General features: G+C 70.1%; 12 protein-coding genes. 3 read left to right on the top strand and 9 right to left on the bottom strand.

The features are described from left to right. Position 1: 1 nt before the first annotated feature. From murD to G6N34_RS08950, 9 genes are all read right to left on the bottom strand, one after another. A complete protein-coding gene (gene murD, locus G6N34_RS08990) occupies positions 2 to 1,450 on the bottom strand; it encodes a UDP-N-acetylmuramoyl-L-alanine--D-glutamate ligase (protein ID WP_179965823.1) in 1,449 nt (482 codons plus the stop codon). Positions 1,451 to 1,463: 13 nt separating this feature from the next. Continuing rightward, positions 1,464 to 2,543, bottom strand: a complete 1,080-nt coding sequence (gene mraY / locus G6N34_RS08985) for a phospho-N-acetylmuramoyl-pentapeptide-transferase (RefSeq protein WP_085155611.1) — start codon at positions 2,541 to 2,543, stop codon at positions 1,464 to 1,466. Continuing rightward, positions 2,540 to 4,048, bottom strand: a complete 1,509-nt coding sequence (locus G6N34_RS08980) for a UDP-N-acetylmuramoyl-tripeptide--D-alanyl-D-alanine ligase (RefSeq protein WP_085155613.1) — start codon at positions 4,046 to 4,048, stop codon at positions 2,540 to 2,542. Before G6N34_RS08980 ends, mraY begins: the two co-directional genes overlap by 4 nt. Next, entirely contained in the window at positions 4,045 to 5,562 is a 1,518-nt protein-coding gene (locus G6N34_RS08975; RefSeq protein ID WP_085155615.1) for a UDP-N-acetylmuramoyl-L-alanyl-D-glutamate--2,6-diaminopimelate ligase, read from the bottom strand. Before G6N34_RS08975 ends, G6N34_RS08980 begins: the two co-directional genes overlap by 4 nt. 84 nt (positions 5,563 to 5,646) lie before the next feature. Then, positions 5,647 to 7,530: a peptidoglycan D,D-transpeptidase FtsI family protein gene (locus tag G6N34_RS08970; RefSeq protein ID WP_085155617.1), complete on the bottom strand. Its 1,884-nt coding sequence runs from the start codon at positions 7,528 to 7,530 to the stop codon at positions 5,647 to 5,649. Next, on the bottom strand, positions 7,527 to 8,519 hold the full coding sequence (locus G6N34_RS27960) for a cell division protein FtsL (protein ID WP_085155619.1): 993 nt from the start codon (positions 8,517 to 8,519) through the stop codon (positions 7,527 to 7,529). Before G6N34_RS27960 ends, G6N34_RS08970 begins: the two co-directional genes overlap by 4 nt. A 35-nt stretch (positions 8,520 to 8,554) precedes the next feature. Next, positions 8,555 to 9,709, bottom strand: coding sequence for a 16S rRNA (cytosine(1402)-N(4))-methyltransferase RsmH (gene rsmH / locus G6N34_RS08960; protein ID WP_085155621.1), 1,155 nt, complete (start codon positions 9,707 to 9,709; stop codon positions 8,555 to 8,557). Further along, on the bottom strand, positions 9,684 to 10,115 hold the full coding sequence (mraZ, locus tag G6N34_RS08955) for a division/cell wall cluster transcriptional repressor MraZ (RefSeq protein WP_085155623.1): 432 nt from the start codon (positions 10,113 to 10,115) through the stop codon (positions 9,684 to 9,686). Before mraZ ends, rsmH begins: the two co-directional genes overlap by 26 nt. 345 nt (positions 10,116 to 10,460) lie before the next feature. Continuing rightward, a complete protein-coding gene (locus G6N34_RS08950) occupies positions 10,461 to 10,862 on the bottom strand; it encodes an SCO2097 family morphological protein (RefSeq protein ID WP_085154918.1) in 402 nt (133 codons plus the stop codon). 250 nt (positions 10,863 to 11,112) lie between these two features. Here G6N34_RS08950 and G6N34_RS08945 point away from each other — a divergent pair, with 250 nt between their 5' ends. The 3 genes from G6N34_RS08945 (at position 11,113) to idsA2 (ending at position 13,637) form a co-directional block, all read left to right on the top strand. Beyond that, on the top strand, positions 11,113 to 11,715 hold the full coding sequence (locus tag G6N34_RS08945; protein WP_085154916.1) for a GNAT family N-acetyltransferase: 603 nt from the start codon (positions 11,113 to 11,115) through the stop codon (positions 11,713 to 11,715). A 108-nt stretch (positions 11,716 to 11,823) separates the two neighbouring features. Beyond that, positions 11,824 to 12,447: a DUF3153 domain-containing protein gene (locus G6N34_RS08940; protein WP_085154930.1), complete on the top strand. Its 624-nt coding sequence runs from the start codon at positions 11,824 to 11,826 to the stop codon at positions 12,445 to 12,447. Positions 12,448 to 12,518: 71 nt separating this feature from the next. Next, positions 12,519 to 13,637 (top strand): bifunctional (2E,6E)-farnesyl/geranyl diphosphate synthase, encoded by a 1,119-nt coding sequence (gene idsA2, locus G6N34_RS08935; RefSeq protein ID WP_234813050.1) that lies wholly within the window; start codon positions 12,519 to 12,521, stop codon positions 13,635 to 13,637. The last annotated feature ends 1 nt before the right edge of the window (position 13,638 follow it).

The following is a 13,638-nucleotide window of genomic DNA, read 5'->3' as shown; positions in this document are numbered from 1 at the left end:
CCTACCGGCCGGTGACGGTCAGGGCGCGTACCGCGGCGGCGAATCGATCGCCACGGTCGGAGTAGCCGCTGAACTGATCGAAGGAGGCGCCCGCGGGAGCCAGCAGCACGGTGTCGCCGGGGGCGGCGAATTCGCGCGCTGTTCCGACGGCCTGGGCCATCACCGCGTCCCCCAACGCACCCTGCGCGATGTCAATCACACGAGTCACAACTGACTCATCTGTCCCAAGCACCCCAACATCCTCCCCTGCCACCAACTGAACGACGGGGACATCGGGTGCGTGTCGCGATAACGCGTCGGCAATCACCGCCCGGTCGCGGCCGATCAGCACCACAGCAACCAGGCGATCGGCCGACCTCGCGACCATGTCATCGACGGATGCACCTTTGAGCAGCCCGCCGGCAATCCACACCACACGTGGGAAGGCGTTGATCGAGGCCTCGGCGGCGTGCGGGTTGGTGGCCTTCGAGTCGTCGACATACGAGACACCGTCGACCTCCCCCACCACCTCGGCGCGGTGCCGTCCGACCTGGAACGTCGCCAGGGCCTCGGCGATCGCCTCGGGTGACACGTCGACCGCGCGGGCCAGGGCCGCCGCGGCCAGCGCATCGAGCACGCCCACGGGCCCGGCCACCGGAATGGAGTCGACCGGCGCCAGCACCACGCCGTCGCCGTCCGCGTAGGCGCGGTCGACGAGCATGCCGTCGCGCACGCCGAGTTCCCCGGGCCCGGGCGGGCCCAGCCGGAAGCCGACCCGCACCGGGGCCGACGCGGAGTCCAGCAGACCCGCCGCGAGTTCGTCGTCGAGCCCGACGACGGCCACCCGCCCTTCGAGCACCTTCGCCTTGGCGCCCGCATAGTGCTCGAGCGAGCCGTGCCAGTCCAGGTGATCCTCGGCGATGTTGAGCACCGCGCCCGCCTCCGGTCGCAGCGAGGACGACCAGTGCAGCTGGAAACTCGACAACTCGACCGCCAGGAACTCCGACGGAGAAGAGAGCACATCGAGCACCGGGTCGCCGATGTTGCCGCACAGCAGGCTGGCCCGCCCTGCCGTGGTGAGCATCGCGTGCAGCATCGAGGTCGTCGTGGTCTTGCCGTTGGTGCCGGTGACCACGAGCCAGCGCCGAGCGGGCCCGAAGGTGCCTGCCTGATCGAGGCGCCACGCCAGCTCGACGTCGCCGATCACCGGAATCCCGGCGGCGGCCGCGGCCGTCGCGATGGGCGATGTGGGCGGCAGGCCCGGGCTGACGGCCACGAGCTCGTAGTCGCGCACCCGCTCCACTGCGGCGTCGCCGTCGATCACCCGCACACCCTGGAACGCGAACGGCTCCAACGCCATCGGATTGTTGTCGGTCAGGTCGGCCAGGACACCGAGTGGCGTCAGCGCCGCCAGCAGCGCCCGGCCCGTCACCCCCGCACCCACGACCAGGACGCGGGCGCCGGGAACCAGCGGTGCGGTCACCTCAGGCGCCGATCGCGGTCAGCCACTCGCCGTAGAACAACGCCACCCCCAGGCCGCAGGCGATGGCGGTGAGCAACCAGAACCGAATGATGACCGTGGTCTCGGCCCAGCCCACGAGTTCGAAATGATGATGGAACGGCGCCATTCGAAACACCCGTCGGCCCGTGGTGCGGAACGCCAGGATCTGCACGACCACCGACACGATCTCGGCGACGAACAGCGCGCCGAGTACGACCGCGAGCACCTCGGTGCGGCTGGTGACCGAGAGGCCCGCGATGACGCCACCCAGCGCCAGCGACCCCGTGTCACCCATGAAGATCTTGGCCGGCGCCGCGTTCCACCACAGGAAGCCGATACAGGCGCCCGCGGTCGCGGCGGCGATCAGCGCCAGGTCCAGCGGATCGCGCACGTTGTAGCAGCCCAGGCCCGGCGCCGTCGCGCACGCGTTGCGGTACTGCCAGAACGTGATCAGCACATACGCCGCGCTGACCATGCCCATGCTTCCCGCGGCCAGGCCGTCGAGGCCGTCGGTGAAGTTCACCGCGTTGGACCAGGCCGACACGATGAGCACGACGAACAGCACGAACAGCAGCGGTGGCAGCGTGATGGTGGCGATCTCGCGCACGTAGGACAGTTCGGTGCTGGCGGGGGTCAGTCCGTCGGCGTTGCGGAACTGCAGCACGAGCACACCGAACAGCACGGCCGCCAGCACCTGGCCAACGGTCTTGGCGGTCTTGTTCAGGCCCAGGTTTCGGGACCTGCGGATCTTGATCAGGTCGTCGAGGAACCCGACGATGCCCAGCGCCGTGGCCAGTCCCAGCACCAGCATCCCGGTGGCCGATGGTCCGGTGCCGTTGAGCGCGAGCCCGATCAGATGCGTGCCCAGGTAGCCGGCCCAGATGCCGGCCAGGATCGCGACGCCGCCCATCGACGGGGTGCCGCGCTTGGTCTTGTGGCTCGGTGGGCCGTCCTCGCGGATCTCGTGCCCGAAGCCCTGCTTGGTGAAGAGCCTGATCAGCACGGGGGTCAGCAGGATCGACACCGCCAGCGCCAGGCCGACGGCGACCAGGATCAGTCTCATGCGCCGCCCTCAGGGTCCTCGACGAGCGTCTGCGCCAGCATGGCCAGGCCGACCGAGTTCGACGCCTTGACCAGCACGACGTCGCCGGGCGCCAGTTCGGCGCGCAGCAGTGCCAGCGCCGCGTCGACATCGTCGACGCGAATCGCCTCGGATCCCCACGACCCCTCCATGACCGCACCCTGGTGCATGGCGCCCACTGCCCTCCCGGTTCCCACGACGATCAACCGTGACACATCTAAGCGCACCGCGAGACGGCCGACGCGGTCGTGCTCGGAAATCGTGTCCTCACCGAGTTCGGCCATCTCCCCCAACACCGCGAAACTGCGCCGAGGTCCTCCCGCTCCGGCAGCCGAGCGCGCCATCCACGCCAGTGCCTGCAGACCAGCGCGCATGGAGTCCGGATTGGCGTTGTAGGCGTCGTTGACGACGGTGACGCCGTCGGCGCGGGTCGTCACCGCCATGCGGTGCGGCGACGCGGGCCCGGCGGTGGCCAGCGCGGCCGCGATCTGCTCTCCGGTGGCGCCGCACTCAAGCGCCACGGCCGCGGCACACAGCGCGTTGGACACCTGGTGATCGCCGTGCACCGCGAGCGCCACCGGAACGTGCTGATCCCCCCAGTGCAGATCGAAACGCGGACGCGCGAGGTCATCGAGGGACACCTGATCGGCCCAGACCTCGGCTTTGTCTGAGGAGGCGCTGCGACTGACCCGCACCACCTTGGCGTCGGTGACGGCGGCCATCGCTGCGACGGCGGTGTCGTCGGCGTTGAGCACCACCACGCCGTCGGCGGGGACTGCCTGTGCCAGTTCGGCTTTCGTATCTGCGATGGCCTGCCGAGAGCCGAATTCGCCCAGGTGCGCCGTGCCCACGTTGAGCACCACGGCGATGCGCGGCGGCGCGATCTCGGCCAGTTCGGCGATGTTGCCGCGGTGCCGCGCCGACATCTCGAGCACCAGGAAGTCGGTGTCGCGGGTGGCGCGCAGCACGGTCCACGGATGGCCGAGTTCGTTGTTGAACGACCCGGGCGGGGCGACGACCTGTCCCAGCGGGGCCAGCACCGCGGCCAGGAGGTCCTTGGTCGAGGTCTTCCCCGACGACCCGGTGACACCGATGATGGTCAGTCCGTCGGCGGCCAGGCGGCGCGCCACCGCACCCGCGAGTCTGGCCAGTGCGGCCAGCACCGCGGCCCCCGCGCCGTCGCGGTCATGCTCGAGCACGCTCGCGCCGCTGTCATCGGGGTCCACGGGCGGGACCACGATCGCGGGCACGCCCACCGGACGGGCGGCCAGCACCGCGACCGCACCCGCCTCGATGGCGGCCGGCGCGAAGTCATGTCCGTCGGCGCGCGCGCCGGGCAGCGCCAGGAACAGCCCGCCGGGTCGCAGCGCGCGGGAGTCGAATTCGACGGTTCCGGTGACCACCGTGCGGGCGGCGTCCTGCTCGCTGATGTCGGCGAGTCGGCCGCCGACGATGTCGGCGATCTCGGCGAGAGTCAGTTCGATCATCGTGCCGCCTGTCGTGCGTCGAGCGCCGCCGCCAATTCGACGCGGTCGTCGAACGGCACCGTCGTGCCGCCCGCGGTCTGTCCAGTCTCATGCCCCTTGCCCGCGATCAACACCACGTCCCCGGCGCGGGCCCACGCGACGGCATGCGCGATCGCGGCGCGCCGATCACCGATCTCGACGATCTCGGCCGCCGCTGCGGCGCCGGTGACGACCTCGGCGCGGATCGCGGCCGGATCCTCGTCGCGCGGGTTGTCGTCGGTGACGACCACGAGGTCGGCGAGTTCGGCCGCAGCCGCGCCCATCGGCGCACGCTTGCCCGCATCGCGGTTGCCGCCGGCGCCGAACACCACCGCGATCCGGCCGACGTTGCCCTGCCGGCGCAGCGTCTCGAGCACCGCGCGCAGCGCACCCGGCTTGTGCGCGTAGTCCACCAGCGCCAGGAAGTCCTGACCGCGCTCGATCGGTTCGAGCCGCCCCGGCACGGTCGCGGCCATCAGACCCGGCGCGGCGTGTTCCGGGGCGACACCGACGGCGTCGAGGATCGCCAGCGCCACAAGGCAGTTGGCGATGTTGTAGCCGCCCGGCAGCCTGATCCCGATCCTGTGATGCACACCGGCCGGGTCGACGGCCGTGAACTCCTGGGCGCCGTCGCCGGTCACCACGACGTCCTCCACGGTCCAGTCGGCGGCCCCGGTGGTGCTGACGGTCACCGCATGCTCGGCCCGGTCGGCCATGGCGCGTCCGGCGGCGTCGTCGACGCAGATCACGGCGAGGCGCGCGTGCACGGGCGAATCCGCGGCGAGCAACCGGGCCTTGGCCTCGAAGTAGTCGGCCATGGTCGGGTGGAAGTCCAGGTGGTCGCGCGAGAGGTTGGTGAACCCGCCGACGGCGAACCCGATGCCATCGACGCGGCCCAGGGACAGCGCGTGGCTGGAGACCTCCATGACGGCGGTGTCGACGCCGCGCTGGGCCATGGCCGCCAGCAGGCCCTGCAGGGCGGGCGCCTCGGGTGTGGTCAGCGTGCTCGGGACGTCCTGGCCGTCGATCCGGACACCGACCGTGCCGATCAGACCCGGGCGGCGGCCTGCGGCGCGCAGACCGGCCTCGATGAGGTAGGTCGTGGTGGTCTTACCGGAGGTGCCGGTGACGCCTACGACGGTCATGTGCTCCGACGGCCAGCCGTAGACCTGCGCGGCGGCCCTGCCCAGAACCGACCGCGGATCGTCGTGCACCAGAACAGGCGCCGCGGGCACGGCCTGGGCCAGCTCGGCCGCACCGGCGGCGTCGGTGAGCACCGCGACGGCGCCGCGGGTCAGCGCGTCCTCGGCGTAGGCCGCGCCGTGAGCCGAGGCCCCGGGCAGCGCCGCGAACAGGTCCCCCGGGCGGGCCTCCTGACCGCGCAGGGTCACGCCCGTCACGACCAGGTCGGCCGGCCCGGTCAGCGTCGCGCCGACGGCCGCGGCCAACTGGTCCAGCGACACCCCGGAAACGCCCTCAGGACGCAGGGTCGACACTCCAGCACCTCCGTCCGCCCAGCCATCGTCGGGTGTTCCGACCAGCCTGACACCCTACCGAGCGCGCGGCGACGATCCTGCGCGTCAGGTGGCCTGAAGCGTCAGCGGCGGGCCGGGATCGGGCGAGAGCGGCACATTCTCCCGCTGCATGAGCCACGCGGCGATGCTGTGGAACAGCGGTGCGGCAGACGAACCGGGGCTGCCGTCGGCGGCCCGGTGCGGTGCGTCCATCATCACGCCGATGACGTACCGCGGGTCGTCCACGGTCGCCATGCCGGCGAAGGTGATCCAGTAGACATCGCTGTAGTAGCACCCGCAGGCCGGGTTGATCTGCTGCGCGGTGCCGGTCTTGCCCGCGACCTGGTAGCCCTCGACAGCGGCCTGCGGGCCGGTGCCCTGCTGGTAGCCCATCGGGTCGCGCTGCACGACCGCGCGGAACATGTTGCGCACGGTCTGCGCGGTCTGCGCCGAGACCACCCGGACACCTTCGGGGCGCGGTTCCTCGGTGCGGGTGCCGTCGGCCGCGATCGTCGCCTTGATGATGCGCGGCGGAATCCGGATCCCGTCGTTGGCGATCGCCTGGTACATGCCGGCCATCTGCAGCAGGGTCATCGAAAGACCCTGTCCGATGGGCAGGTTGGCGAAGGTGCTGCCCGACCACTGGGCCATGGGCGGCACCAGGCCCGCGCTCTCGCCCGGCAGGCCGACGTTCGCGCGCTGCCCGAGGCCGAACTTGCGCAGCATCTCGAACCAACGCTCCTCGCCGATGCGCTGCGCCAGCATCAGCGTCCCGACGTTGGAGGACTTCCCGAACACGCCGGTGGTGGTGTACGGCATGACGCCGTGCTTCCACGCGTCACCGACCGTGACGCCACCCATGTCGATCGAGCCCGGAACCTGCAGCACCTCATCGGGATTGGTCAGGCCGTACTCGATCGCGGCGGCCGCGGTGACGATCTTGTTGACCGACCCGGGCTCGAACGGCGACGACACCGCCAGGTTGCCCATCTGTCGGTCGCTCTGCCTGCCGATGTCCTGCGAGGGGTCGAAGGTGTTGTCATTCGACATCGCCAGCACTTCACCGGTCTTGGCGTCGAGGACGACGGCCGAGACGTTGGCCGCACCCGAGGCGTCCTTGGCCATCTGCACCTGCTGCTGCACATGGAACTGGATGTCGTCGTCGATGGTCAACTGCACCGTCGAACCGTCGACCGCGCTGTGCCGGTTGCGGTAGCTGCCCGGGATGACGACGCCGTCGGAACCGCGATCGTAGGTGATCGAACCGTCCGTGCCCGCCAGCACCGCATCCAGCGAATCCTCAAGGCCCAGTAGGCCGTGACCGTCCCAGTCGATGCCACCGACGATGTTGGCGGCCAGTGCACCTCCGGGGTACTGCCGCAGGTCCTGGCGCTCGGAACCGACCTCGGGGAAGTCCTCGGAGATGGCGCTGGCGACGGCGGGATCCACCGCGCGCGCCAGGTAGACGAACGTGTCGTTGCTGTTGAGCTTGCGCAGCAGAGTGGCCATGTCGGGACGGTTGTCGAGTTTCTCGGCGACCCCGCGCGCGATGTCGCGCAGGCGCTGCTTGGGTTCGGGCGCCTTCTCCGACTTCTCCCGAGCCTCGGCCAGCTGCTCGCGGATCCGCACCGGCTGGAACGTCAGCGCGCGGGCCTCGATCGTGAACGCGAGCTTGTCGAAGTTGCGGTCGACGATGCTTCCGCGTACGGCCTGTTCGATGTCGGTGACCTTCAGCTGGCCCGCCGCCTGCGCACGCAGTTCCGGCGCACGCGGAACCTGCAGGCTGAACAGCTGTGCCGACACGACGATCAGCACCAGGAAGATCGCCGTCGTTCCGACCCGGTGACGGAACGCGAAGGACGCGGTGCCGGAATCGGTTTCAGCGATCTCACGGGTACGCCGCGAGCGCGCCGAGTGCCCTGGTGCGCTCGCGTCGGGCTTGCGACTCATGCCGGCGCCCCGGGTGCGGGCACGACGGCGACGGGTGCGGGCACGACGGCGACGGGCGGGGGTCCCTCAAGCGGGCCCGGTGCCGGACCCGGCAGCGGTGCCGCCGGCGACGCCGCCGGTGCGTGGTCGAGCGGCGCCACGGGCGCCGACGGGCGGACCAGCACCTCGGGGCCTGCGGGGACGGGTGCGGCGACCAGGGGTTGCACAGGCGGAACGACCGATTCAGCGACGGGCGGCGCCGGAAGGCGCACGGCACGCTCGGGGTTGGCCGGCGGTGGCGGCGGCGCGGAGCGCTCGTCGGGAAGCCGGGTGTTCAGCGGTGGCGGCGGCACGCCCTCGGCGGGCTTGGGGTTGCCCACCACAATCCAGTTGCCCGCCGGGTCCTTCACCAGATGCGCGGTGTCGCGGGACGGGATCATCCCGAGGTTGCGGGCCGCCTCGGCGAGCGCGGGGGCGGCCTGGGCCTCGAGCACATCGCGCTCGAGCGCCTCCTTCTGCTGCAGGAGTACGCGATTGGCCTGGCGGGCACTGCCCAACTCATAAGACCGCTCGGCGGCGTCGGTCGAAAGCCACAGCGTGACACCGAGTCCCACCCCGAGGGCACCGATCACGAGCACCACGAAGGGCACCCGTGCAGCCAGGGTGCGGGGATTCAGGTCGATGCTGGCAATGCGAGTGAGCATCCGCTCCCGCAGCGGTATGCGGACAGCCTTGGGCGCCTTGGCCTTACGGGCCTTGGCCCGGGCCTTCGCCTGCGTCGCACTCTTCGGTCGAACCGGGCGGCGTGACGGCGCGGTGGCCGGGCCATGCTGGGGCGCGCGGGCGTCGCGACCCCGGCCCCGGCCGTCCCGCGGCGGTTCAACGGGACGACGCGCGGTCCTGCGTGCTTCGGTGTCCGGGCGACGACGACGTTCGCGCGACTCCTCCCGGCGGGCGCCCTTGACGGCCGTCGGGGCGGGGCGGCGCCGAGCCGAGTCGGCGGCCTTCACGTTTGGCGCCTTCGGCGTCGCGACACGCTTGCCTCTCACAGTCCACCCCGTTCTGTCGCTCGTTGCACTGCCCGCAGTCGCACTGCCGCTGCGCGCGGGTTCTGTTCGATCTCGTCGGCGTCGGCCCGTTCGGCGCCCCGGGTCACCGACACGAATTCCGGTTCATGGCCCGGCAGTTCGATGGGCAGGCCCGGCGGCGTCCGGCTCGCGGTGGCCTCGGCGAACTCCGACTTGACGATGCGGTCCTCCAGCGACTGGTAGGCCATGACGACCACTCGCCCACCCACCGACACCGCGTCGAGGGCCGCGGGCAGCGCGGCCCGCAGCGAGTCCAGTTCGGCGTTGACCGCGACCCGCAGGGCCTGGAAGGTGCGCTTGGCCGGATGTCCACCGGTGCGCCGCGCGGGCGCCGGAATGGCCTCGTAGAGCAGTTCAACCAGTTCCGCCGTCGTGCTGAACGGCTTGACCTGCCTGCGCCGGACCACCTGGGCGGCGATCCGGGAGGCGAAGCGCTCTTCGCCGTACTCGCGCAGGATCGCCGTGAGTTCACGCTTGTCGTAGGTGTTGAGGATGTCGGCCGCGCTCAACGGCAGGTCCGGATCCATCCGCATGTCCAGGGGCGCGTCCGCCGAGTAGGAGAACCCGCGCTCGGTGCGGTCGAGCTGCATCGAGGACACCCCGAGGTCGAACAGCACGCCGTCGATGGATCGGGTTGCGCTCAAACCGCATTCGGCCAGCGCGTCGGGGATGCCGTCGTACCGCGTGCGCACCGCGGTGAAACGATCACCGAATCGGGCCAGGCGGTCGCCGGCGATCTGCAGCGCGCTCGGGTCGCGGTCGAGACCGATCACGCGCAGGGCTGGGAACTGCTCGAGGAATTGTTCCGAGTGCCCGCCGGCGCCGAGCGTCGCATCGACGAGCACGGCCTGCGCGCCGTCCGGGCCATTCTTGGTCAACGCGGGCGCAAGCAGATTGACGCAGCGTTCCAGCAGGACCGGCAGGTGACCATATGGGCCTTGATCTTCTGCCACCGCGACACCGCCCCTCAGGTGGTTTGCCGCCCGCACATCGAGGTCCCTGTCCGATGCGGACCTGGCGTTGGGGAAGTACGCCAGGGCCGATTCGGACAGAGGCCACGATGCACGGGCCGGTTCACTTGCCGGTTCACAAGCTGTCGGGAAGTGCTTCATCGCCGGCTGCGGAGAAATTCTCTTCGTGGGTCTGCTGGTAGGTCTGCCAGGCTTGGGCGTCCCAGATCTCGAGGTAATCGACCGAACCGATGACCACGCACTCCTTGGACAGCCCCGCATAACGCCGGTGGTCGCCGGACAGGGTGATCCGGCCCTGACTGTCGGGGTGCTGCTCGTCGGCGGCCGCCGCGAACACTCGAAGGTCAGCCCGCTTGTCCGGGTTGGCCTTGGCGTCGGCGACAGCCTTGCGCGCACGCTCCTCGAACTCCGCCCGCGGATACACGGCGAGGCTGTGATCTTGGCCTTTGGTGACCATCAACCCTCCTGCCAGCGCGTCGCGGAACTTTGCGGGCAACGTGAGCCGCCCCTTGTCGTCGAGCTTGGGCGTGTAGGTGCCGAGAAACACTCGTCACCTCCGCACTCCCAGCCCTTGGGCCTTACCTGTCCGGACCCCCTCGCTCCGTACTCCGCCACCATACCCCACTCTCCCCCACTTTTCTCCAACTTTGTCCCCCAGAAGGTCGCGTCGGCCCCACTTCGGCCCCGTTTGGGCAGCATCTGGGAATCTAGGCCGGGCTCACAGCGCGGAGTGCGCACGAAAAATCCCTGGTCACGCGCATGTGCGTACCAGGGGGCGCGGGGTGGGGACGAGTGGGGGCAGATGGGCGCGGTGGGCACCTGTGGGGGGCGTCAACTCAACAAAAGGGCCGGCCCCTCGTGAGGGCCGGCCCGGTGCTCAGAAATCAGGTTGTCACTCGTCGAAGCGACGACGGAAGCGATCCTCCATGCGACTGGAGAACGATCCGCCCGAACCCTTGGCCTTCTTCGGGTGCGCCGCCCCGGCGTCGCCGACCTTCCCATCCTTGGCGATGCCGCGCGGACCCGTCACCGCGAACACAACGCCCGCGAACATCACGATGAATCCGAGGACCGACAGCACGGGGAAGCCGCCGATCATCGTGGCCTTGATGGCCACGCCGGAGACAAGCAACGCGATACCGACGATGAACAACCCGGCTCCGTAGAAGCGGCGGCGGGCCGACGGGGCACGCAGAGTGCCTCCACGCACGCTCGACGCAAACTTCGGATCCTCGGCGTAAAGCGCGCTCTCGATCTGGTCAAGCATGCGCTGCTCATGCTCGGAGAGTGGCATTAGTCCCTCCTTGCCGGCGCCCGCGGCGGTCGTGTGGATCGGAATACCGATCGGGTCGTGTGAGTCCAGTGCTGGACTGCCAACTTCGATGATACGAGGTGTATGTGCGTGGTACCACCTAGTTCGCACCCCTGATTCTATGCCCTCGACGGCGGTGACTGGCTCACCCCCCGCACCGACATAATGGCTGCAGACCGCACGCGCACGTTCCCTGCTCGCTCGTCATCGCCTCCGGGAGGACTGACCGGCCTTGGCCACCTACCTCATCGACCTGTCGCCCAGCGATATGCAGCGTCGACTCTCCGACGCCCTGCACGTCTACGTCGACGCGATGCGCTACCCGCGCGGCACGGAGGAGCAGCGCGCTTCGATGTGGCTCGAACACATGCGCCGCGACGGGTGGAAAGCAGTGGCAGCAGTGCAGTTCGACGACGTCCCAGGCGGTGCCACACCCGCGACCGCGGCCCTGACAGACGCTCCCCTGCTCGGCGTGGCCTACGGCTACTGCGGGTCGCCCGACCAGTGGTGGCAGCAGCAGGTGCTGCAGGGGCTGCGCCGCACCGGCATGCCCGGAGACGCGATCGACCACCTCGTCTCCGACTACTTCGAACTCACCGAACTCCACATTCATCCCCGCGCGCAGGGCAACGGCCTGGGCGAGGCGCTGGCCCGCAGGCTGTTGCACGGGCGGCCCGAGCGCAGCGTGCTGCTGTCGACGCCGGAGATCAACGGTGAGGACAACCGCGCCTGGCGGCTGTACCGGCGTCTCGGGTTCAGCGATGTGATCCGCGGCTACCACTTCGCCGGCGACCCGCGACCGTTCGCGATCCTCGGCAGGCAACTGCCGCTCTGACTGATCCAGCAACCACATCGGACGGACGTCTGGCACGATGACGCAGTGCTGCGTGTCCAAAAAAGCCCCGGTCGGCGCCGAACCCGCCTGCTGGCTCTCGTGGTGCTGATGCTCGTCGTCGCCCCGCTTGCCGTGGGCTGTGTGCGGGTCCGCGCGTCGATCACCGTCTCTCCCGACGACACGGTGTCCGGCCACATCATCGCCGCCGCCAAGCCCCGCAATTCCGACGACAAGGGTCCGCAGTTCGACAACGACCTGCCGTTCGCCCCGAAGGTCGCCGTCTCCGACTACGAGGCCGACGGTTACGTCGGATCCGAAGCCGTGTTCTCCAACCTGACCTTCGGTGAGCTGCCCCAGTTGGCGAACCTCAACGCCGACGCGGCAGGTGTCGACCTGGCCCTGCGCCGCGCGGGCAACCTCGTGCTCCTCGAGGGCCGCGTCGACCTGACCAGCCTGTCCGACACCGAGTCCGAGGTCGAACTGACCGTGTCGTTCCCCGGCGAGGTGACCTCAACCAACGGCGACCGCATCGACACCGATGTCGTCGAGTGGACGCTCAAACCCGGCATCGTCAACACCATGAGTGCCCAGGCCCGCTACACCGACCCCAGCACCCGCTCGTTCACCGGCGGCGCCATGTGGCTCGGCATCGCGGCGCTGCTGGCGTCCGCGGCCGTGGCAGCGCTGGCCTGGTCGACCCGGGACCGCTCCCCCACGGTCGGTTCGGAGTAACCGCCGAGGCGGTCACGCCGCACCCGTCGGAAGCGCAAACCAGGCCGTAGGCTCTACTCTGGTCAGTTGGGGTGGATCATCAAGAAAGGGGCCCCGCGCTGAGCGTCAAACCTGCGGCACCGTCGGCCGTCGATGTAGCTGACGCCGTCACCGAGCAACTGCGGCTTCACCTGCGCGAGCGCCGCCAGGGTGCCGAGTACATCGGGCCCGCCTACAACGAACTGATCGCCGAACTCGAGCACTTCGTGCTGCGCGGCGGAAAGCGCGTGCGACCGGCCTTCGCATATTGGGGATGGCGGGCCGTGGCGCCCGAGGCGGATCAGGTCAGCGACGACATGCTGCTGGTGTTCGGCGCGCTCGAACTGCTGCACGCCTGCGCCCTGATCCACGACGACGTCATCGACGCCTCGGCCACCCGGCGCGGCATGCCGACCGTGCACCGGCACTTCGCCGACGAGCATCGCAGTCGCGGCTGGCACGGGTCCCCCGAGCAGTTCGGCATCTCGTCGGCGATTCTGGCGGGCGACCTCTCGCTGGTGTGGGCCGACGACATCATCGCCACCGCGGACGTCGACGACCACACCCGCAGACGGGTGCGCCGCGTCTGGTCCGACATCCGCACCGAGGTCCTCGGCGGTCAGTTCCTCGACATCGTCGCCGAATCCAGCGGGGCCGACTCGATCGACTCCGCGATGGCGGTCAACACGTACAAGACCGCGAGCTACACCGTGACCCGACCGCTGCAGTTGGGTGCCGCGGCCGGCGCCGACCGACCCGACATCCAAACCGTCTTCCACGACGTCGGCACCGATCTGGGCATCGCGTTCCAACTGCGCGACGACGTGCTCGGCGTGTTCGGCGACCCCGACGTCACCGGCAAGCCGTCCGGGGACGACCTGCGGTCGGGCAAGCGCACGGTCCTGTGGGCCGAGGCCGTCGACCGCGCGGAGTCCCACGATCCGTTGGCCGCCAAGAAACTGCGCACGTCGATCGGAAGCCAACTGTCCGACGACCAGGTCCGCGAACTGTGCGGCATCATCGAGGCCGTCGGCGCGCTGGCCGCGGTCGAGACCCGCATCGAGGAACTCACGGCGCGCGCGCTGACCGCCCTCGACGCCGCGGCGATCAACTCCTCCGCCAAGGTCGGCCTTTCCGAACTCGCCAGACTGGCCGCCAACCGGTCCGCCTGAC

The organism is Mycolicibacterium confluentis (assembly GCF_010729895.1).
Taxonomy (GTDB): Bacteria; Actinomycetota; Actinomycetes; order Mycobacteriales; family Mycobacteriaceae; genus Mycobacterium; species Mycobacterium confluentis.
This window is presented reverse-complemented; position numbering and strand designations above follow the sequence as displayed.

What these genes read in the sequence shown, in the direction of transcription:
- mraY (WP_085155611.1), bottom strand. Translation starts at nt 2,543, where the DNA reads ATGAGACTGATCCTGGTCGCCGTCGGCCTGGCGCTGGCGGTGTCGATC.
- G6N34_RS08980 (WP_085155613.1), bottom strand. Translation starts at nt 4,048, where the DNA reads ATGATCGAACTGACTCTCGCCGAGATCGCCGACATCGTCGGCGGCCGA.
- G6N34_RS08970 (WP_085155617.1), bottom strand. Translation starts at nt 7,530, where the DNA reads ATGAGTCGCAAGCCCGACGCGAGCGCACCAGGGCACTCGGCGCGCTCG.
- rsmH (WP_085155621.1), bottom strand. Translation starts at nt 9,709, where the DNA reads ATGAAGCACTTCCCGACAGCTTGTGAACCGGCAAGTGAACCGGCCCGT.
- G6N34_RS08950 (WP_085154918.1), bottom strand. Translation starts at nt 10,862, where the DNA reads ATGCCACTCTCCGAGCATGAGCAGCGCATGCTTGACCAGATCGAGAGC.
- G6N34_RS08940 (WP_085154930.1), top strand. Translation starts at nt 11,824, where the DNA reads ATGCTCGTCGTCGCCCCGCTTGCCGTGGGCTGTGTGCGGGTCCGCGCG.